Source organism: Halomonas sp. MCCC 1A13316 (assembly GCF_014931605.1).
In the GTDB taxonomy this organism is placed as follows: domain Bacteria; phylum Pseudomonadota; class Gammaproteobacteria; order Pseudomonadales; family Halomonadaceae; genus Halomonas.
The window spans coordinates 4,448,896-4,462,978 of record NZ_CP053382.1 but is presented as its reverse complement, the minus strand read 5'-3'; the positions used below and the strand labels follow the sequence as shown (position 1 = coordinate 4,462,978).

15 protein-coding genes are annotated in these 14,083 nt (G+C 62.8%); all 15 read left to right on the top strand.

The annotated features are described in order from the left end of the window. The first annotated feature begins 6 nt into the window (after positions 1–6). The 15 genes from HNO52_RS20770 (at position 7) to glmU (ending at position 14,062) form a co-directional block, all read left to right on the top strand. Positions 7–777 carry a ParA family protein gene (locus HNO52_RS20770; protein WP_197567036.1) on the top strand — a complete coding sequence of 257 codons (771 nt, stop codon included), beginning with the start codon at positions 7–9 and terminating at the stop codon, positions 775–777. Between the two features lie 53 nt (positions 778–830). Then, positions 831–1,748, top strand: a complete 918-nt coding sequence (locus HNO52_RS20765; RefSeq protein WP_197567035.1) for a ParB/RepB/Spo0J family partition protein — start codon at positions 831–833, stop codon at positions 1,746–1,748. Between the two features lie 187 nt (positions 1,749–1,935). Then, complete coding sequence (locus tag HNO52_RS20760; RefSeq protein WP_197567034.1) at positions 1,936–2,343, top strand: ATP synthase subunit I; 408 nt, start codon at positions 1,936–1,938, stop codon at positions 2,341–2,343. A 7-nt stretch (positions 2,344–2,350) separates the two neighbouring features. After that, positions 2,351–3,178 (top strand): F0F1 ATP synthase subunit A, encoded by an 828-nt coding sequence (gene atpB, locus HNO52_RS20755; RefSeq protein ID WP_197567033.1) that lies wholly within the window; start codon positions 2,351–2,353, stop codon positions 3,176–3,178. A 67-nt stretch (positions 3,179–3,245) separates the two neighbouring features. After that, on the top strand, positions 3,246–3,473 hold the full coding sequence (gene atpE, locus HNO52_RS20750; RefSeq protein WP_111415139.1) for a F0F1 ATP synthase subunit C: 228 nt from the start codon (positions 3,246–3,248) through the stop codon (positions 3,471–3,473). A gap of 73 nt (positions 3,474–3,546) precedes the next feature. Next, entirely contained in the window at positions 3,547–4,017 is a 471-nt protein-coding gene (locus tag HNO52_RS20745) for a F0F1 ATP synthase subunit B (RefSeq protein WP_197567032.1), read from the top strand. An 11-nt stretch (positions 4,018–4,028) separates the two neighbouring features. Then, positions 4,029–4,565 carry a F0F1 ATP synthase subunit delta gene (locus HNO52_RS20740; RefSeq protein ID WP_197567031.1) on the top strand — a complete coding sequence of 179 codons (537 nt, stop codon included), beginning with the start codon at positions 4,029–4,031 and terminating at the stop codon, positions 4,563–4,565. 16 nt (positions 4,566–4,581) lie between these two features. Further along, a complete protein-coding gene (gene atpA / locus HNO52_RS20735) occupies positions 4,582–6,126 on the top strand; it encodes a F0F1 ATP synthase subunit alpha (RefSeq protein WP_197567030.1) in 1,545 nt (514 codons plus the stop codon). Between the two features lie 68 nt (positions 6,127–6,194). Further along, complete coding sequence (gene atpG, locus HNO52_RS20730) at positions 6,195–7,079, top strand: F0F1 ATP synthase subunit gamma (protein ID WP_197567029.1); 885 nt, start codon at positions 6,195–6,197, stop codon at positions 7,077–7,079. Positions 7,080–7,147: 68 nt separating this feature from the next. Further along, positions 7,148–8,524: a F0F1 ATP synthase subunit beta gene (gene atpD, locus HNO52_RS20725; RefSeq protein ID WP_167112945.1), complete on the top strand. Its 1,377-nt coding sequence runs from the start codon at positions 7,148–7,150 to the stop codon at positions 8,522–8,524. 24 nt (positions 8,525–8,548) lie between these two features. Next, entirely contained in the window at positions 8,549–8,977 is a 429-nt protein-coding gene (locus tag HNO52_RS20720; protein ID WP_167112943.1) for a F0F1 ATP synthase subunit epsilon, read from the top strand. Between the two features lie 157 nt (positions 8,978–9,134). Next, positions 9,135–10,508 (top strand): magnesium transporter, encoded by a 1,374-nt coding sequence (gene mgtE, locus HNO52_RS20715; protein WP_197567028.1) that lies wholly within the window; start codon positions 9,135–9,137, stop codon positions 10,506–10,508. 174 nt (positions 10,509–10,682) lie between these two features. Then, positions 10,683–11,495 (top strand): undecaprenyl-diphosphate phosphatase, encoded by an 813-nt coding sequence (locus tag HNO52_RS20710; protein WP_197567027.1) that lies wholly within the window; start codon positions 10,683–10,685, stop codon positions 11,493–11,495. A 32-nt stretch (positions 11,496–11,527) separates the two neighbouring features. Continuing rightward, positions 11,528–12,601 (top strand): FAD:protein FMN transferase, encoded by a 1,074-nt coding sequence (locus HNO52_RS20705; protein WP_197567026.1) that lies wholly within the window; start codon positions 11,528–11,530, stop codon positions 12,599–12,601. Positions 12,602–12,700: 99 nt separating this feature from the next. After that, positions 12,701–14,062, top strand: a complete 1,362-nt coding sequence (glmU, locus tag HNO52_RS20700) for a bifunctional UDP-N-acetylglucosamine diphosphorylase/glucosamine-1-phosphate N-acetyltransferase GlmU (RefSeq protein ID WP_197569328.1) — start codon at positions 12,701–12,703, stop codon at positions 14,060–14,062. Positions 14,063–14,083: the final 21 nt, after the last annotated feature.

Genomic DNA, 14,083 nt, shown 5'->3' with positions numbered 1-14,083 from the left:
TCGCCCGTGACCCAAATCATCGCCTTGACCAACCAGAAAGGCGGCGTGGGCAAGACCACCACCGCCGTCAACCTGGCCGCCAGCCTCGCCGCCCTGGATCGCCGCGTGCTGCTGGTCGATCTCGACCCCCAGGGCCATGCCACCATGGGCAGCGGCATCGACAAGCATGCGCTCGAGGGCAGCGTGCTCGACCTGTTGCTGGGCGAGAAGAGCGCTCCCGAGGTGATGCTCGACTGCCCCGCTGCCGGCTACTCGCTGCTGCCCGGCAATGGCGACCTCACCGCCGCCGAAGTGGAGTTACTGGACCGGGCCGAGGGTCGCGAGCGCAGCTTGACCGAGGCCCTGGGCAGCGTTGCCGGCGAATACGACGTGGTGCTGATCGACTGCCCGCCCTCGCTCAACATGCTCACCGTCAATGCCCTGACCGCCGCCAACGGCGTGCTGATCCCGCTGCAGTGCGAGTTCTACGCCTTGGAGGGCCTCTCGGCGCTGCTCGACACCGTTGAGCAGATCAAGGACAGCGTGAATCCGAACCTGGCGATCTATGGCATTCTGCGCACCATGTTCGATAGCCGCAACAGCCTGACTCGGGACATATCCAAGCAGCTGCGCGACTACTTTGGCGAGGCGCTGCTCAAGACCACGATCCCGCGCAACGTGCGGGTCGCCGAAGCGCCGAGCCATGGCCTTCCGGTGACCAAATATGCGCGCTTCTCGCGCGGCAGCCAGGCCCACCGGGTACTGGCCAAGGAACTGATTCGTCGTCTGTCGCTATAGTGCGGCGGGCGGAACTGCCAGTCGTGACCGATTTTCGTGATGAGGGAATGCTGATGACGCGTAAACGCGCCCTGGGCCGAGGCCTGGATGCCCTGATCGGTGCCGGCGCCCGTCGCCGCGAGAATCTCGAACTGCCCGAGGTGAATGCCCAGCTCGGCGAGACGAGCGAGCCGGCCGAAGTCGCTCCTGCCGCCGAGGAACGACTCGAGCGCCTGCCGTTGGGCCAGCTCTGCCGCGGCAAGTACCAGCCGCGCCGCGACATCCAGCCCGAGGCGCTGGAGGAGCTCGCCGATTCGATTCGTGCCCAGGGTGTGATGCAGCCCATCGTGGTACGGCCCATCGGCGAGTCACGCTACGAGATCATCGCCGGCGAGCGTCGCTGGCGTGCCGCCCAACTGGCCGAGCTCGACACCATCCCGGCGGTGATTCGCGAGGTTAGCGACGAAGTCGCCCTGGCGCTGGCGCTGATCGAGAACATTCAGCGCGAAAACCTCAACCCGGTGGAAGAGGCGATGGCGCTCAAGCGCCTGCTCGAAGAGTTCGCACTCACCCAGCAGCAGGTGGCGGATGCCGTGGGCAAGTCGCGCGCCCAGGTGGCCAACCTGTTGCGCCTTCTGGCGCTGGACCCCGAGGTGCAGACCTTGCTCGAGCGTGGCGATCTCGACATGGGCCATGCCCGTGCACTGCTGGCCCTCTCCGGTGCCAAGCAGCGCCGTGCGGCACATGAAGTGGTCAACAAGGATCTCACCGTGCGCGATACCGAGGCGCTGGTGAAGCGCCTGGCTCAAGGCGAGGTGAAGAAGACCGAGACTACCGCCGAGAGTCCCGACGTGGTGCGCCTGGAGACCAAGCTCGGCGAACTGCTCGGCGCCCCGGTGAAGATTCAGCACAGTCGTGGCGGCAAGGGCAGGCTGACGATACGCTACTCCAGCCTGGACGAGCTAGACGGTATTCTCGAGCACATTCGCTGACGTTGCGAACGGTGTTGACAATTGTTGCTTCTTTGGTCGCAAACCCGCACCATTCGTGGGCGAAAAGCACCGGGTCCGGTTGAACAGACCAAGGGGCTTCCCTATAATCCGCCGTTGTTTGCCTGAGCGACACGCCAGGTTCAGATGGCCCTCATGCCCTGATCCGGCGGGGCAGGACTGTCGACAGATGCACAGACACCCGAGTCGCCAACGCGAGCGTATCAATACCACCCATTTGTTCGGGTGGCAGGGCGCGGCGGTGACGTCTGTGACGGCTATCGGGGCATTGATAGCAGGAACCGAAGGCGCACTGTCTGCGCTGAAGGGTGGGCTGGTGGGTCTGATTCCCTCCCTCTACTTCGCCTGGCGTATCGGTTCGGTACGCGGAGGCAGGCAAGCGGGTCGCTTCGTCTCGAATCTGTATCGGGCCGAGGCAGGAAAGTTCGGTTTGACGGTGACACTGCTGGCCGTGGTATTCGCGGCAGTGCCCCCCTCAAACCCGATTTTCTTCTTCGTCGCATACGTGGCGGTTCTGTTCACGCATTGGCTTGCGCCCTGGTTCAAGCGTGAAAGGCCGGCTCCTGAATCGAGGTAATGACAGCATGGCAGCAGGTAACGAAGTTACGGCAGCGTCCTATATCCAGCATCACCTTCAGAACCTGACCTTTGGGCGCCATCCCGAGAACGGCTGGTCGATCGCGCACTCCGCGGAAGAGGCTCGCGAGATGGGCTTCTGGGCCATCCATCTGGATACCATGGGATGGTCGATCGCCATGGGCCTGCTGTTCATCTGGCTGTTCCGCAAGGCCGGCAAGATCGCCACTACCGGCGTGCCCGGCGGGTTGCAGAACGCCGTCGAGATGGTCATCGAGTTCATCGAGAGCCTGGTGCGCTCCGCCTTTCACGGCAGGAACCCCATCATCGCTCCGCTGGCGCTGACGCTGTTCGTGTGGATTCTGCTCATGAACACGCTGAAGATCATCCCGGTCGACTATTTCCCCGAGCTCTTCATTCGTCTCGGCGTCGACTACATGAAGATCGTGCCGACGACCGACGTAAACGCCACTCTGGGCATGGCGCTGGGTGTGTTTCTGCTGATTCTCTACTACAGCTTCAAGGTCAAGGGCGTCGGTGGCTTCGCTCGCGAACTCTCCCTGACACCGTTCAACCACTGGCTGCTGATTCCATTCAACCTGGTTCTCGAAATCGTGAGCCTGGTCGTCAAGCCCTTCAGCCTGGCAATGCGACTGTTCGGCAACATGTTCGCCGGGGAAGTCATCTTCATTCTGATCGCCCTGCTGCCGTTCTGGGCCATCTGGCTGCTCGACGTGCCGTGGGCCATCTTCCATATCCTGGTGATCACTCTCCAGGCCTTCATCTTCACCATGCTCACCGTGGTTTATCTCAGCGCCGCGCACGAGCATCACTGAAACGAGCAATTTGCAGTTCTTCAACCCTCAACCCCTTGAAAGTCAACTTGAAAACTAGGAGCACACAATGGATTACATTTACCTCGCCGCTTCCCTCATGATCGGTCTGGGCGCTCTGGGTACCGGTATCGGCTTCGCCATCCTCGGCGGCAAGCTGCTCGAGTCCACCGCTCGCCAGCCCGAGCTCGGCGACCAGCTGCAGACCAAGACCTTCCTGATGGCCGGTCTGCTCGACGCCGTGCCGATGATCGGCGTGGGTATCGCGATGTACCTGATCTTCGTCGTCGCCGGTTAACGCCGCTGCCGAGCGCTGAAGCGCTCGGTTTGCTCGTTTCCGGTCGCCACGAACCCGTCAGAGGTACATACCCGTGAATATCAACATGACGCTTATCGGACAAACGATCGCCTTCGCGATTTTTGTCTGGTTCTGTATCAAGTATGTGTGGCCGCCGATCAGCACCGCGCTTCATGAGCGCCAGAAGCGGATCGCCGAAGGTCTCGATGCGGCCAGCCGGGCGTCACGTGACCTCGAGCTCGCTCAAGAGCAAGCGTCCCAGACGCTGCGCGAGAGCAAGGAGCAGGCTTCGCAGATTCTCGAGCAGGCCAACAAGCGTTCGGCGCAGATGGTCGAGGAAGCTCGCGTGCAGGCTCGTGCCGAAGGCGAGCGTATGATCGCCAGTGCGCGTGCCGAGATCGATCAGGAAATCCAGCGTGCCAAGGACGAGCTGCGGGCCCAGGTCTCCAGTCTCGCCGTGGTCGGTGCCGAGCGCGTCCTGGAGGCCTCCGTCGACGAGAAGGCGCATCGCAAGCTGCTCGACAAGCTTGCTGCCGAACTTTGAGGAGGTGATCCATGGCGGAACTGTCTACCGTCGCGCGACCCTACGCTAGAGCGGCATTCGAACACGCACGCGATCACCAGGCGCTGGACGGCTGGTCCGAATGGCTCGACAAGCTGGGCCAGGCCGTAGCCGTACGCGACGTGCAGAAGCTTTTGTCCAGCCCGCGTTTCTCGCCCGAGCGCAAGGTGGCCATGCTCATCGAGCTGACCGAGGTCAAGCTCGATGACTCGGCCAAGGCTTTTCTCGACATACTGGGCGAGAAGGGTCGGCTGACGGCGCTTCCCGCGATCGCGGAGCGGTTCGCGTACCTGCGCGCCGAGCATGATAAACGCATCGAGGTCACCGTCGTCTCGGCCTACGAGCTCGATGACAAGCAGCAGAACAAGCTCGCCGGCGCGCTCAAGAAGCGGCTGAATCGCGAAATCTCCATTATCACTCAGGTGGATCCAAAGCTTATCGGAGGCGTCGTCCTGCGCGCCGGCGATACCGTCATCGACGGATCGGTGCGCGGTCGATTGAACCGCCTCTCCGAAGCTCTCACCGCCTGAGTCTGAGGGACATGGCATGCAGCAACTGAATCCTTCCGAGATCAGCGACATCATCAAACAGCGTATCGAAAAGCTGGATGTCGCATCCGAAGCCCGCAACCAGGGCACCATCGTCAGCGTCTCCGACGGCATCGTGCGTATTCACGGCCTCGAAGATGCGATGTTCGGTGAGATGATCGAATTCCCCGGCAGCATCTACGGCATGGTGCTCAACCTCGAACGCGACTCCGTGGGCGCCGTGGTGCTGGGCGACTACCTGCAGCTGGAAGAGGGCATGACCGCCAGCTGTACCGGCCGCATCCTCGAGGTGCCGGTGGGCCCCGAGCTGATCGGCCGCGTGGTCGACCCGCTGGGTAACCCCATCGACGGCAAGGGCGATATCGACGCCAAGTTGACCGACGCGGTGGAAAAGGTCGCTCCGGGCGTCATCACCCGCCAGTCGGTGGACCAGCCGATCCAGACCGGTCTCAAGTCGATCGACGCCATGGTGCCGATCGGCCGCGGTCAGCGTGAGCTGATCATCGGCGACCGCCAGATCGGTAAGTCCGCCATCGCTGTCGACGCGATCATCAACCAGAAGGGCAAGGGCGTCACCTGTATCTACGTGGCCATCGGTCAGAAGCAGTCGACCATTGCCAACGTGGTGCGCAAGCTCGAAGAGCACGGCGCCATGGAGCACACCATCGTGGTTGCCGCCGGCGCCGCCGACCCGGCCCCGATGCAGTTCCTGGCACCCTACGCCGGCTGCACCATGGGCGAGTACTTCCGCGACCGCGGCCAGGACGCCCTGATCGTGTATGACGATCTGACCAAGCAGGCTTGGGCCTATCGCCAGGTGTCGCTGCTGCTGCGCCGTCCGCCGGGCCGTGAAGCCTACCCGGGTGACGTCTTCTATCTCCACTCGCGTCTGCTCGAGCGTGCCGCTCGCGTCAACGTCGAGTACGTCGAGAAGTTCACCAACGGTGAAGTGACCGGCAAGACCGGCTCACTGACCGCACTGCCGATCATCGAGACCCAGGGCGGCGACGTTTCGGCGTTCGTTCCGACCAACGTGATCTCGATCACTGACGGCCAGATCTTCCTCGAGACCGACCTGTTCAATGCGGGTGTCCGTCCGGCCATCAACGCCGGTCTGTCGGTATCTCGCGTGGGTGGTGCGGCCCAGACCAAGATCATCAAGAAGCTCGGCGGCGGTGTGCGTCTGGCACTCGCCCAGTACCGCGAGCTGGCGGCCTTCTCCCAGTTCGCTTCCGATCTGGACGAAGCCACCCGCAAGCAGCTGGAGCACGGTCAGCGCGTCACCGAGCTGATGAAGCAGAAGCAGTATTCACCGCTGTCGGTAGCCGAGATGGGCGTGACGCTGTATGCCGCCAACGAAGGCTTCCTGGATGATATCGACGTCAGCAAGGTGCTGGACTTCGAGCGTGCCCTGCACGACTACATGAGGTCCGAGCACGCCGAACTGCTCGACAAGATCAACCAGACCGGCGACTACAACGAAGAGATCCAGCAAGGGCTGAAGCAGGGTCTCGAGCAGTTCAAAGCCACTCAGAGCTGGTAAATCCGCCGGCCCGCCTGTCAGGGCGGGCCAGGGACATCTTCTGAGGGCCACGAACGAGGTAGATCGCTATGGCAGCTGCAAAAGAGATACGCACCCAGATCGGGAGCATCAAGAATACGCAGAAGATCACCAGCGCCATGGAAATGGTCGCTGCGTCGAAGATGCGTAAAGCACAAGATCTGATGAGGGCCAGCCAGCCTTATGCCCGGCAGATCCGCAACGTGGCCAGCCACCTTGCCGACGCCAACCCCGAGTACAAGCACGACTACATGGTCGAGCGCGAAGAGGTGAAGCGGGTCGGTTACATCGTGGTGTCCACCGACCGCGGCCTGTGCGGCGGTCTGAACGTCAACCTGTTCAAGGCCGTGGTCAAGAGCGCCGTGGCGTGGCGCAGCGAGGGTGCCGAGCTCGACTTCTGCGCCCTGGGCAGCAAGGCTGGCGGCTTCTTCCGCAACTATGGCGGCAATCTGGTCGCGGCCAAGAGCGGGTTGGGCGAATCGCCCGAGATGGAAGACCTGATCGGTAGCGTCAAGGTGATGCTGGATGCCTATGACGAGGGCCGAGTGGATCGCCTTTACGTGGTGTACAACGAGTTCGTCAACACCATGACGCAAAGGCCGGTGGTTCGCCAGTTGCTGCCGCTCGCTCCCGACATGGGAACGGATGCGGACGAAGAGGACAACAAGCGTCCCGGTAGCTGGGACTACCTGTATGAGCCGGATGCCAAGGCGCTGTTGGATAGCCTGTTGATTCGTTTCATCGAATCCCAGGTATATCAGGCGGTGGTCGAGAACGGGGCCTGCGAACAGGCGGCCCGGATGATCGCCATGAAAAACGCCACCGACAACGCCGGCGGACTGATCGACGATCTGGAGATGGTGTACAACAAGGCCCGCCAGGCCGCCATCACCCAGGAGATTTCCGAGATCGTCGGCGGCGCCGCTGCCGTATAGCGCCTCGGGAGCGCCGCGAGCGCTCCCGGCACACAGGTTTCATTTGCAGGTTTTTGAGAGGAACCAAGATGAGCGGACGTATCGTACAAATCATCGGCGCGGTGATTGACGTAGAGTTTCCGCGGGACGATGTTCCCAAGGTCTACGACGCGCTGAAGGTCTCGAATGCCGAGACCGTGCTGGAAACCCAGCAGCAGTTGGGCGACGGCGTGGTGCGCACCATTGCCATGGGCTCCACCGAGGGGCTCAAGCGTGGCATGGAAGTCGCCAACACCGGTGCCGCCATCTCCGTGCCGGTTGGCAAGGAGACCCTGGGTCGCATCATGAACGTGCTCGGCGAGCCGATCGACGAGGCCGGTGACATCGGTGAGCAAGAGCGCATGCCGATCCACCGCAAGCCCCCGACCTATGCCGAGCAGGCAGCGTCCAACGAGCTGCTCGAGACCGGCATCAAGGTCATCGATCTGGTCTGCCCGTTTGCCAAGGGCGGCAAGGTCGGCCTGTTCGGCGGCGCCGGCGTGGGCAAGACGGTCAACATGATGGAGCTGATCCGCAACATCGCCACCGAGCACAGCGGTTACTCCGTGTTCGCCGGCGTGGGCGAGCGGACCCGTGAGGGTAACGACTTCTACCATGAGATGACCGAGTCCAACGTCATCGACAAGGTATCGCTGGTCTACGGCCAGATGAACGAGCCGCCGGGCAACCGCCTGCGCGTGGCTCTGACCGGCCTGACCATCGCCGAGAAGTTCCGCGATGAAGGTCGCGACGTGCTGCTGTTCGTCGACAACATCTACCGTTACACCCTGGCAGGTACCGAGGTTTCCGCACTGCTGGGCCGTATGCCCTCCGCGGTGGGTTACCAGCCGACCCTGGCCGAGGAGATGGGCGTCCTGCAGGAGCGCATCACCTCCACCAAGACCGGCTCGATCACCTCGGTGCAGGCCGTCTACGTGCCCGCGGATGACCTGACCGACCCGTCGCCGGCCACCACCTTCTCGCACCTGGACGCCACCGTGGTACTGGCGCGTTCGATCGCCGAGCTGGGTATCTATCCGGCCATCGATCCGCTGGACTCCACCTCGCGCCAGCTCGACCCGCTGGTCGTCGGCGAGGAGCACTACAACACCGCTCGCGGTGTGCAGAACGTGCTGCAGCGCTACAAGGAGCTCAAGGACATCATCGCGATCCTGGGCATGGACGAGCTGTCCGACGAGGACAAGCTGGCCGTGTCACGGGCGCGTAAGATCCAGCGCTTCCTGTCGCAGCCGTTCTTCGTCGCCGAAGTCTTCACCGGTGCTCCCGGCAAGTACGTGTCGCTGAAGGACACCATTCGTGGTTTCCAGGGCATCCTCGATGGCGAGTACGACAACCTGCCCGAGCAGGCCTTCTACATGGTGGGCAGCATCGACGAAGCCGTCGAGAAAGCCAACCAGATGAAGTAATCCCGTCCACTGGGGGACTTCGCTATGGCGAAAAGCTTCACATGCAATATCGTCAGCGCCGAGGCCTCGATCTTCTCCGGTGAGGTTGAGCAGATCGTGGCTTCGGGCATCATGGGCGACCTGGGCATACTGCCCGGGCACGCTCCGCTGCTGACCGAGCTGCAGCCGGGCCCCGTTCGCGTGATTCACGATGGCGGGCAGGAAGAGAACTACTACGTGTCAGGCGGCTTCCTCGAAGTGCAGCCGGACGTGGTGACCGTGCTGGCCGATTCGGCCGCACGGGCAAGTGACCTCGACGAGGCCGCAGCCGAGGAGGCTCGTCAGCATGCGCTGCGCGCCTTCAACGAGAAGTCGGCGGAGATGGACTACACCCGCGCCGCCGCCGAACTTGCGGAAGCCGTGGCCCAGTTGCGCACGATTCAGCAACTGCGCAAGAAGGGTGGCAAGGGCTGATTTCAGCCTGTCTGCCATGAAGCGCCCCCCGAACACTGTTCGGGGGGCGTTTTCGTCTCTGTTATCATGAGCGAACTGGTATCGGCGGTGACCGAGCCCATACTCATGCCACCATGCGGTGATGATCTTTCCACCTGCGTGGCCCCAGGAGAACGCCATGTCGTTGAGCGAACAGCTGCAGGAACACAAGGAAACCCTGATCCTTGCCCTCGAGCAGGAGGATAGCGAACGCCTCGATCAATGGCTTCCCGAACTGCGTGCCGCGGATCTTTCCGAGATCCTCGAGGAGATGGCCGAGGATGACGACGACCTTCCTTCCGTCCTGAAACTGCTCGACTGTCTGCCGCTGGAGCGCCGCGCCAACGTTCTGGGATACCTGGCGGGAGAGGTCCAGGTCGAAGTTGCCGAGGCCATGTCCGACGAGCTGCTGCTTTCGGTACTGGAAGAGATGGGTTCGGATGAGCGTGCCGACCTGTTCAATCTGCTTGGCGAGGATCGCCAGGAAGTGCTGCTCAGGCGGATGGCGCGACAGGAGCGCGAGGACCTCAAGCGCCTAGCGAGCTATGAAGAGGGCACCGCCGGTTCGATCATGACCTCGGACTACGTGGCCATTCCGAGTGGCATGACCGTGTCCCAGGCGATGATGCGGGTGCGCCAGACCGCGCCGGATGCCGAGACGGTCTATCAGCTTTATATCATCGATCCGGAGGGTAAGCTGGCCGGTACCCTGTCGCTGCGTCAGCTAATGGTGGCCCGCCCAGGCGCTCAGGTCGACGAACTGATGATCAAGGACGTGATCAGCGTATCGGTGGACGAAGCGCAGGAGGAGGTCGCTCGCCTGGTGGCCCGTTATGACATGCTGGCCGTACCGGTCATCGATCCCGACGAGCGCCTGGTCGGCATCGTCACCCATGACGATGCCATGGACGTTGCCGAGGAAGAGGCTACCGAGGATTTCCACAAGGGCATGTCCATCGGCCAGCTCGAGGATGGCGTCAGCCGGGTACCGCTATGGAGCCTCTACCGCAAGCGCGTGACTTGGCTGGTGCTGCTGGTGTTCGCCAATCTCTTCTCCGGTGCCGGTATCGCCTACTTCGAGGACACCATCGCCGCCCAAGTGGCACTGGTGTTCTTCCTGCCGCTGCTGATCGGCAGCGGCGGCAACGCCGGTGCCCAGGCCGCGACCCTGATGGTGCGCGGCATGGCCACTGGCGACGTCGGGGTCAAGGACTGGGGCAAGCTGCTCGGCCGCGAGCTGCTGGTCGCCGGATCCCTGGGATTGACCATGGCGCTGGCGGTGGCGCCCATCGGGGTGATGCGCGGTGGCGAGGCCGTGGCCATGATCGTCTCCACCAGCATGGTCACCATCGTGCTGTTCGGCAGCCTGCTCGGCATGTGCCTGCCGTTCGTGCTCAACCGGGTGGGCTGGGACCCGGCTACCGCTTCGGCGCCTCTGGTGACCACCGTCATCGACGCTTGCGGAGTGCTGATCTACTTCTCCATCGCCACGGCGGTATTGACGGGGCTCTAGCGGATGCGGGCACGAACCGCGCCTCGACGCTCCAGACGCTCGACGACGCCGGCCTCGACTCGAACAGAATTGTAACGAGACACGGCGGACAAGCGGCAAGGTGACGTGTATTCTCTTTCGCGTCCTGCCGTGCGTTTGCTGCCGGCTCCTTGTCATCAGGAGGAAGAGTGCCATATGGATTGGCTTCAGGTCGTCGTGCTGTCATTGATCCAGGGGCTGACCGAGTTCCTGCCGGTTTCGAGTTCGGCTCATCTCATTCTGGTACCCGCATTAACCGACTGGAATGACCAAGGGTTGGTCTTCGACGTGGCGGTGCATCTGGGCAGCCTGTTGGCGGTGGTCTTCTACTTCAGACACGATCTGCAGCGCATGGCGACGAGTTGGATCAAGTCGCTGCGTGGCAACACGCTGCGCGAGGGCAGCGAAGATCCTGACGCCCGGCTGGCCTGGTGGGTGTTACTGGCCACTATCCCGGTGTGCGTAGTTGGCCTCGTCCTGCATGACGTGATCGAAGTTGGTATGCGCTCGCCTATCCTGATCGCAGTGGGTCTGATTGGCTTCGGCTTGCTGCTTGGCTATGCCGACTGGCACAAGCGCGCGGGTCGGAGCGAGTATCAACTGTCCCTGCGCGATGCCATGCTTATCGGTTTGGCTCAGGCAATGGCACTGTTCCCCGGCACGTCGCGCTCCGGCATCACCATTACCGCGGCGTTGCTGCTGGGCCTGAGCCGCGAGGGCGCAGCGCGTTTCTCGTTTTTGCTGTCGATTCCTGTGATTGTCCTGGCATCAGGACTGGAGATCGTCAGCCTGATACAGGCACCCCATGATATCGACTGGCTTTCCTTGGCGGTTGGAGTGCTCCTGTCGGGTCTGAGCGCCTATCTCTGCATCCATTATTTCATCGCTTTCATCAAGCGAATTGGCATGCAACCCTTCGTCGTCTATCGCATCGTGTTGGGGCTTTGGCTACTGTGGCTCTTCTGGTAGCCAAGCACACTCTATCGAGGAGTCCTGTTACCATGATCCCTGTCCTGCGCCCCGTGGTGGTGGCCTTTGCGCTGTGCCTGGGCTTGCTTCTCACCGGCTGCTCCGAGAGTGAGCGTCCGCTGGATTCGCCGGTTCGTATGGAGGGAAGCATCTTCGGCTCCTTCTACCAAGTGACCATCGCCGACAGCCTGACTCAGGGCCAGGCGCGTGAACTGGAGGAGGGGCTGCTCGAGGTGCTAGAGCAGGTGGATGCCGCGATGTCGATTTATCGCGACGACTCGGAGCTGATGGCCTTCAACCAGGCGCCCCTCGATGAATGGCAGCCGCTCTCCAACGAGCTGATCGAAGTATTGGCGATCAGTCAGTCGGTAGCCGAGGCGAGCAACGGTGCCTTCGACGTGACTCTCGGCGGGCTGGTCAACTTGTGGAGTTTCGGTTCAGAAGCTCGTCCGCGGGAGGTACCCGACGACGAAACCCTGCAGGCGCGTCTGGCCGAGGTCGGTCCCGACAGCATCGAGATCGACGAGAATGCCATGCAGGCGCGGCGCCGGCGAGACGTGTTCATCAATCTCGGTGGCGTGGCCAAGGGCCACGCCACCGATCGAGTCGCCGCCTACCTCGACACCGAGGGCATCGAGCACTATCTGGTCAACCTGGGCGGTGACCTGATCGCTCGCGGCTATCGCGACAGCGACGACGAGCCTTGGCGCATCGGCATCGAGGCGCCGCTCGACGATCGTCAGGAAGCCACCCATATCGTGCCGCTACACGATATGTCGGTGGCCACTTCCGGCGATTACCGCAATTATTTTGAAGAGGATGGGAAGCGCTTCTCGCATACCATCGATCCACGCACCGGCCGACCCATCGAGCACCGTGTGGCGTCGGTAACGGTGGTTCACCCCTCCAATGCCTGGGCCGACGCCTGGGCTACCGCCATCACGGTATTGGGCGTAGAGGAAGGGCTGGCGCTGGCACGCGAGCAGGGTCTCAGAGTATTACTGCTGGTGCGCGAGGGGGAAGGCTGGAGTAGCCTGGCGAGTCCTGCCTTCGCCGACTACTTCGGTCAGGAACTGAGCGATGAGATGGGCCTGGAAGTACGTTGAGCCGTTGAGAACGGTGCCGAGGGCCCTGCATCAAGAGAAGACGGGTGAGCCGCCTGCCCCCGATGAACTGGAGCCAATCGAATGGACAAGGAGTCTTCGATGACCCTGGATGTGGTGATTCTAGCTGCCGGACAGGGTACGCGGATGCGTTCGACCTTGCCCAAGGTGTTGCATCGCCTGGCCGGTAAACCGATGGTGCGTCATGTGCTCGACACGGCGCAGAAGCTGGAGGCGGATCGCCTCCACGTGGTGGTCGGTCACGGTGCCGACCGGGTGCGTGAAGCGCTGGGCGACTATCCGGTGCGCTATGCACTGCAGGCCGAACAGAAGGGTACCGGCCATGCGGTGGCTCAGGCGCTGGATGGCCTGGGAGAGGGCAGGGTACTGGTGCTGTATGGCGACGTGCCGCTGATCCGGCGCCAGACACTGGCCGCCCTGCTGGAAGTGGTGAACGAGTCGCGCATGGGGCTGCTCACCGTGACCATGGACGATCCGAGCGGCTATGGTCGCATCGTACGCGATACCCACGGCGAGGCGGTGGCCATCGTCGAACAGAAGGATGCCAGCGACAAAGAGCTGGCAATCCGCGAGTGCAATACCGGCATCATGGCCATGACCGCATCCCAGCTTAAGCGCTGGCTGCCGCGTCTCTCCGCCGACAATGCCCAAGGCGAATACTACCTGACCGACGTCATCGCCATGGCCGCTTCCGAGGGGGTCGCTATCGCCACCGCCCAGCCTGCCGATCCGCTGGAAGTGGAAGGGGTCAATAACCGCTTGCAGATGGCTCGCCTCGAGCGCGCGCACCAGTTGCACATCGCCGAGCAGCTCATGGTCCAGGGCGTGGCGCTGCTCGATCCGGCACGCATCGACGTGCGCGGCCGCCTGAGCTGCGGGCACGACGTCGAGATCGACGTCGGCTGCGTTTTCGAGGGCGAGGTCGAATTGGGCGAGGGCGTGCGTATCGGGCCACACTGTGTCATACGTGATAGCCATATCGGTGCCGAAACCGTCATCGAGCCTCACAGCGTGATCGAAGGGGCCGTGGCGGCCGGCCGCAACCGCATCGGGCCTTTCGCCCGGCTGCGCCCCGGCACGCGCCTGGCAGTGGGCGCCAAAGTGGGCAACTTCGTCGAGACCAAGAACGCCGAGGTGGGCGAGGGCAGCAAGATCAATCACTTGAGCTATGTGGGCGATGCGCGGCTGGGGCGTGACGTCAACGTCGGTGCCGGTACCATCACCTGCAACTACGACGGGGCCAACAAGCATCGCACCGATATCGGCGACGACACCTTCATCGGCTCCAATACCGCCCTGGTGGCACCGGTCTCTGTCGGCCGTGGCGCCACGATCGGCGCAGGCTCGACCATCAGCAAGGACGTGCCCGACAACACCCTGGCCGTTTCCCGTGGGCGCCAGGTCGCCAAGGCCGACTGGGTGCGGCCGACCAAGAAGACCTGAGACTGAGGCAAGCGAGAGGAA

Coding starts and splice junctions, on each gene's coding strand:
- atpE (WP_111415139.1), top strand. CDS start 3,246: ATGGATTACATTTACCTCGCCGCTTCCCTCATGATCGGTCTGGGCGCT.
- atpG (WP_197567029.1), top strand. CDS start 6,195: ATGGCAGCTGCAAAAGAGATACGCACCCAGATCGGGAGCATCAAGAAT.
- HNO52_RS20740 (WP_197567031.1), top strand. CDS start 4,029: ATGGCGGAACTGTCTACCGTCGCGCGACCCTACGCTAGAGCGGCATTC.
- atpA (WP_197567030.1), top strand. CDS start 4,582: ATGCAGCAACTGAATCCTTCCGAGATCAGCGACATCATCAAACAGCGT.
- glmU (WP_197569328.1), top strand. CDS start 12,701: ATGACCCTGGATGTGGTGATTCTAGCTGCCGGACAGGGTACGCGGATG.
- HNO52_RS20765 (WP_197567035.1), top strand. CDS start 831: ATGACGCGTAAACGCGCCCTGGGCCGAGGCCTGGATGCCCTGATCGGT.
- HNO52_RS20705 (WP_197567026.1), top strand. CDS start 11,528: ATGATCCCTGTCCTGCGCCCCGTGGTGGTGGCCTTTGCGCTGTGCCTG.
- atpD (WP_167112945.1), top strand. CDS start 7,148: ATGAGCGGACGTATCGTACAAATCATCGGCGCGGTGATTGACGTAGAG.
- HNO52_RS20720 (WP_167112943.1), top strand. CDS start 8,549: ATGGCGAAAAGCTTCACATGCAATATCGTCAGCGCCGAGGCCTCGATC.
- atpB (WP_197567033.1), top strand. CDS start 2,351: ATGGCAGCAGGTAACGAAGTTACGGCAGCGTCCTATATCCAGCATCAC.
- HNO52_RS20710 (WP_197567027.1), top strand. CDS start 10,683: ATGGATTGGCTTCAGGTCGTCGTGCTGTCATTGATCCAGGGGCTGACC.
- HNO52_RS20760 (WP_197567034.1), top strand. CDS start 1,936: ATGCACAGACACCCGAGTCGCCAACGCGAGCGTATCAATACCACCCAT.
- mgtE (WP_197567028.1), top strand. CDS start 9,135: ATGTCGTTGAGCGAACAGCTGCAGGAACACAAGGAAACCCTGATCCTT.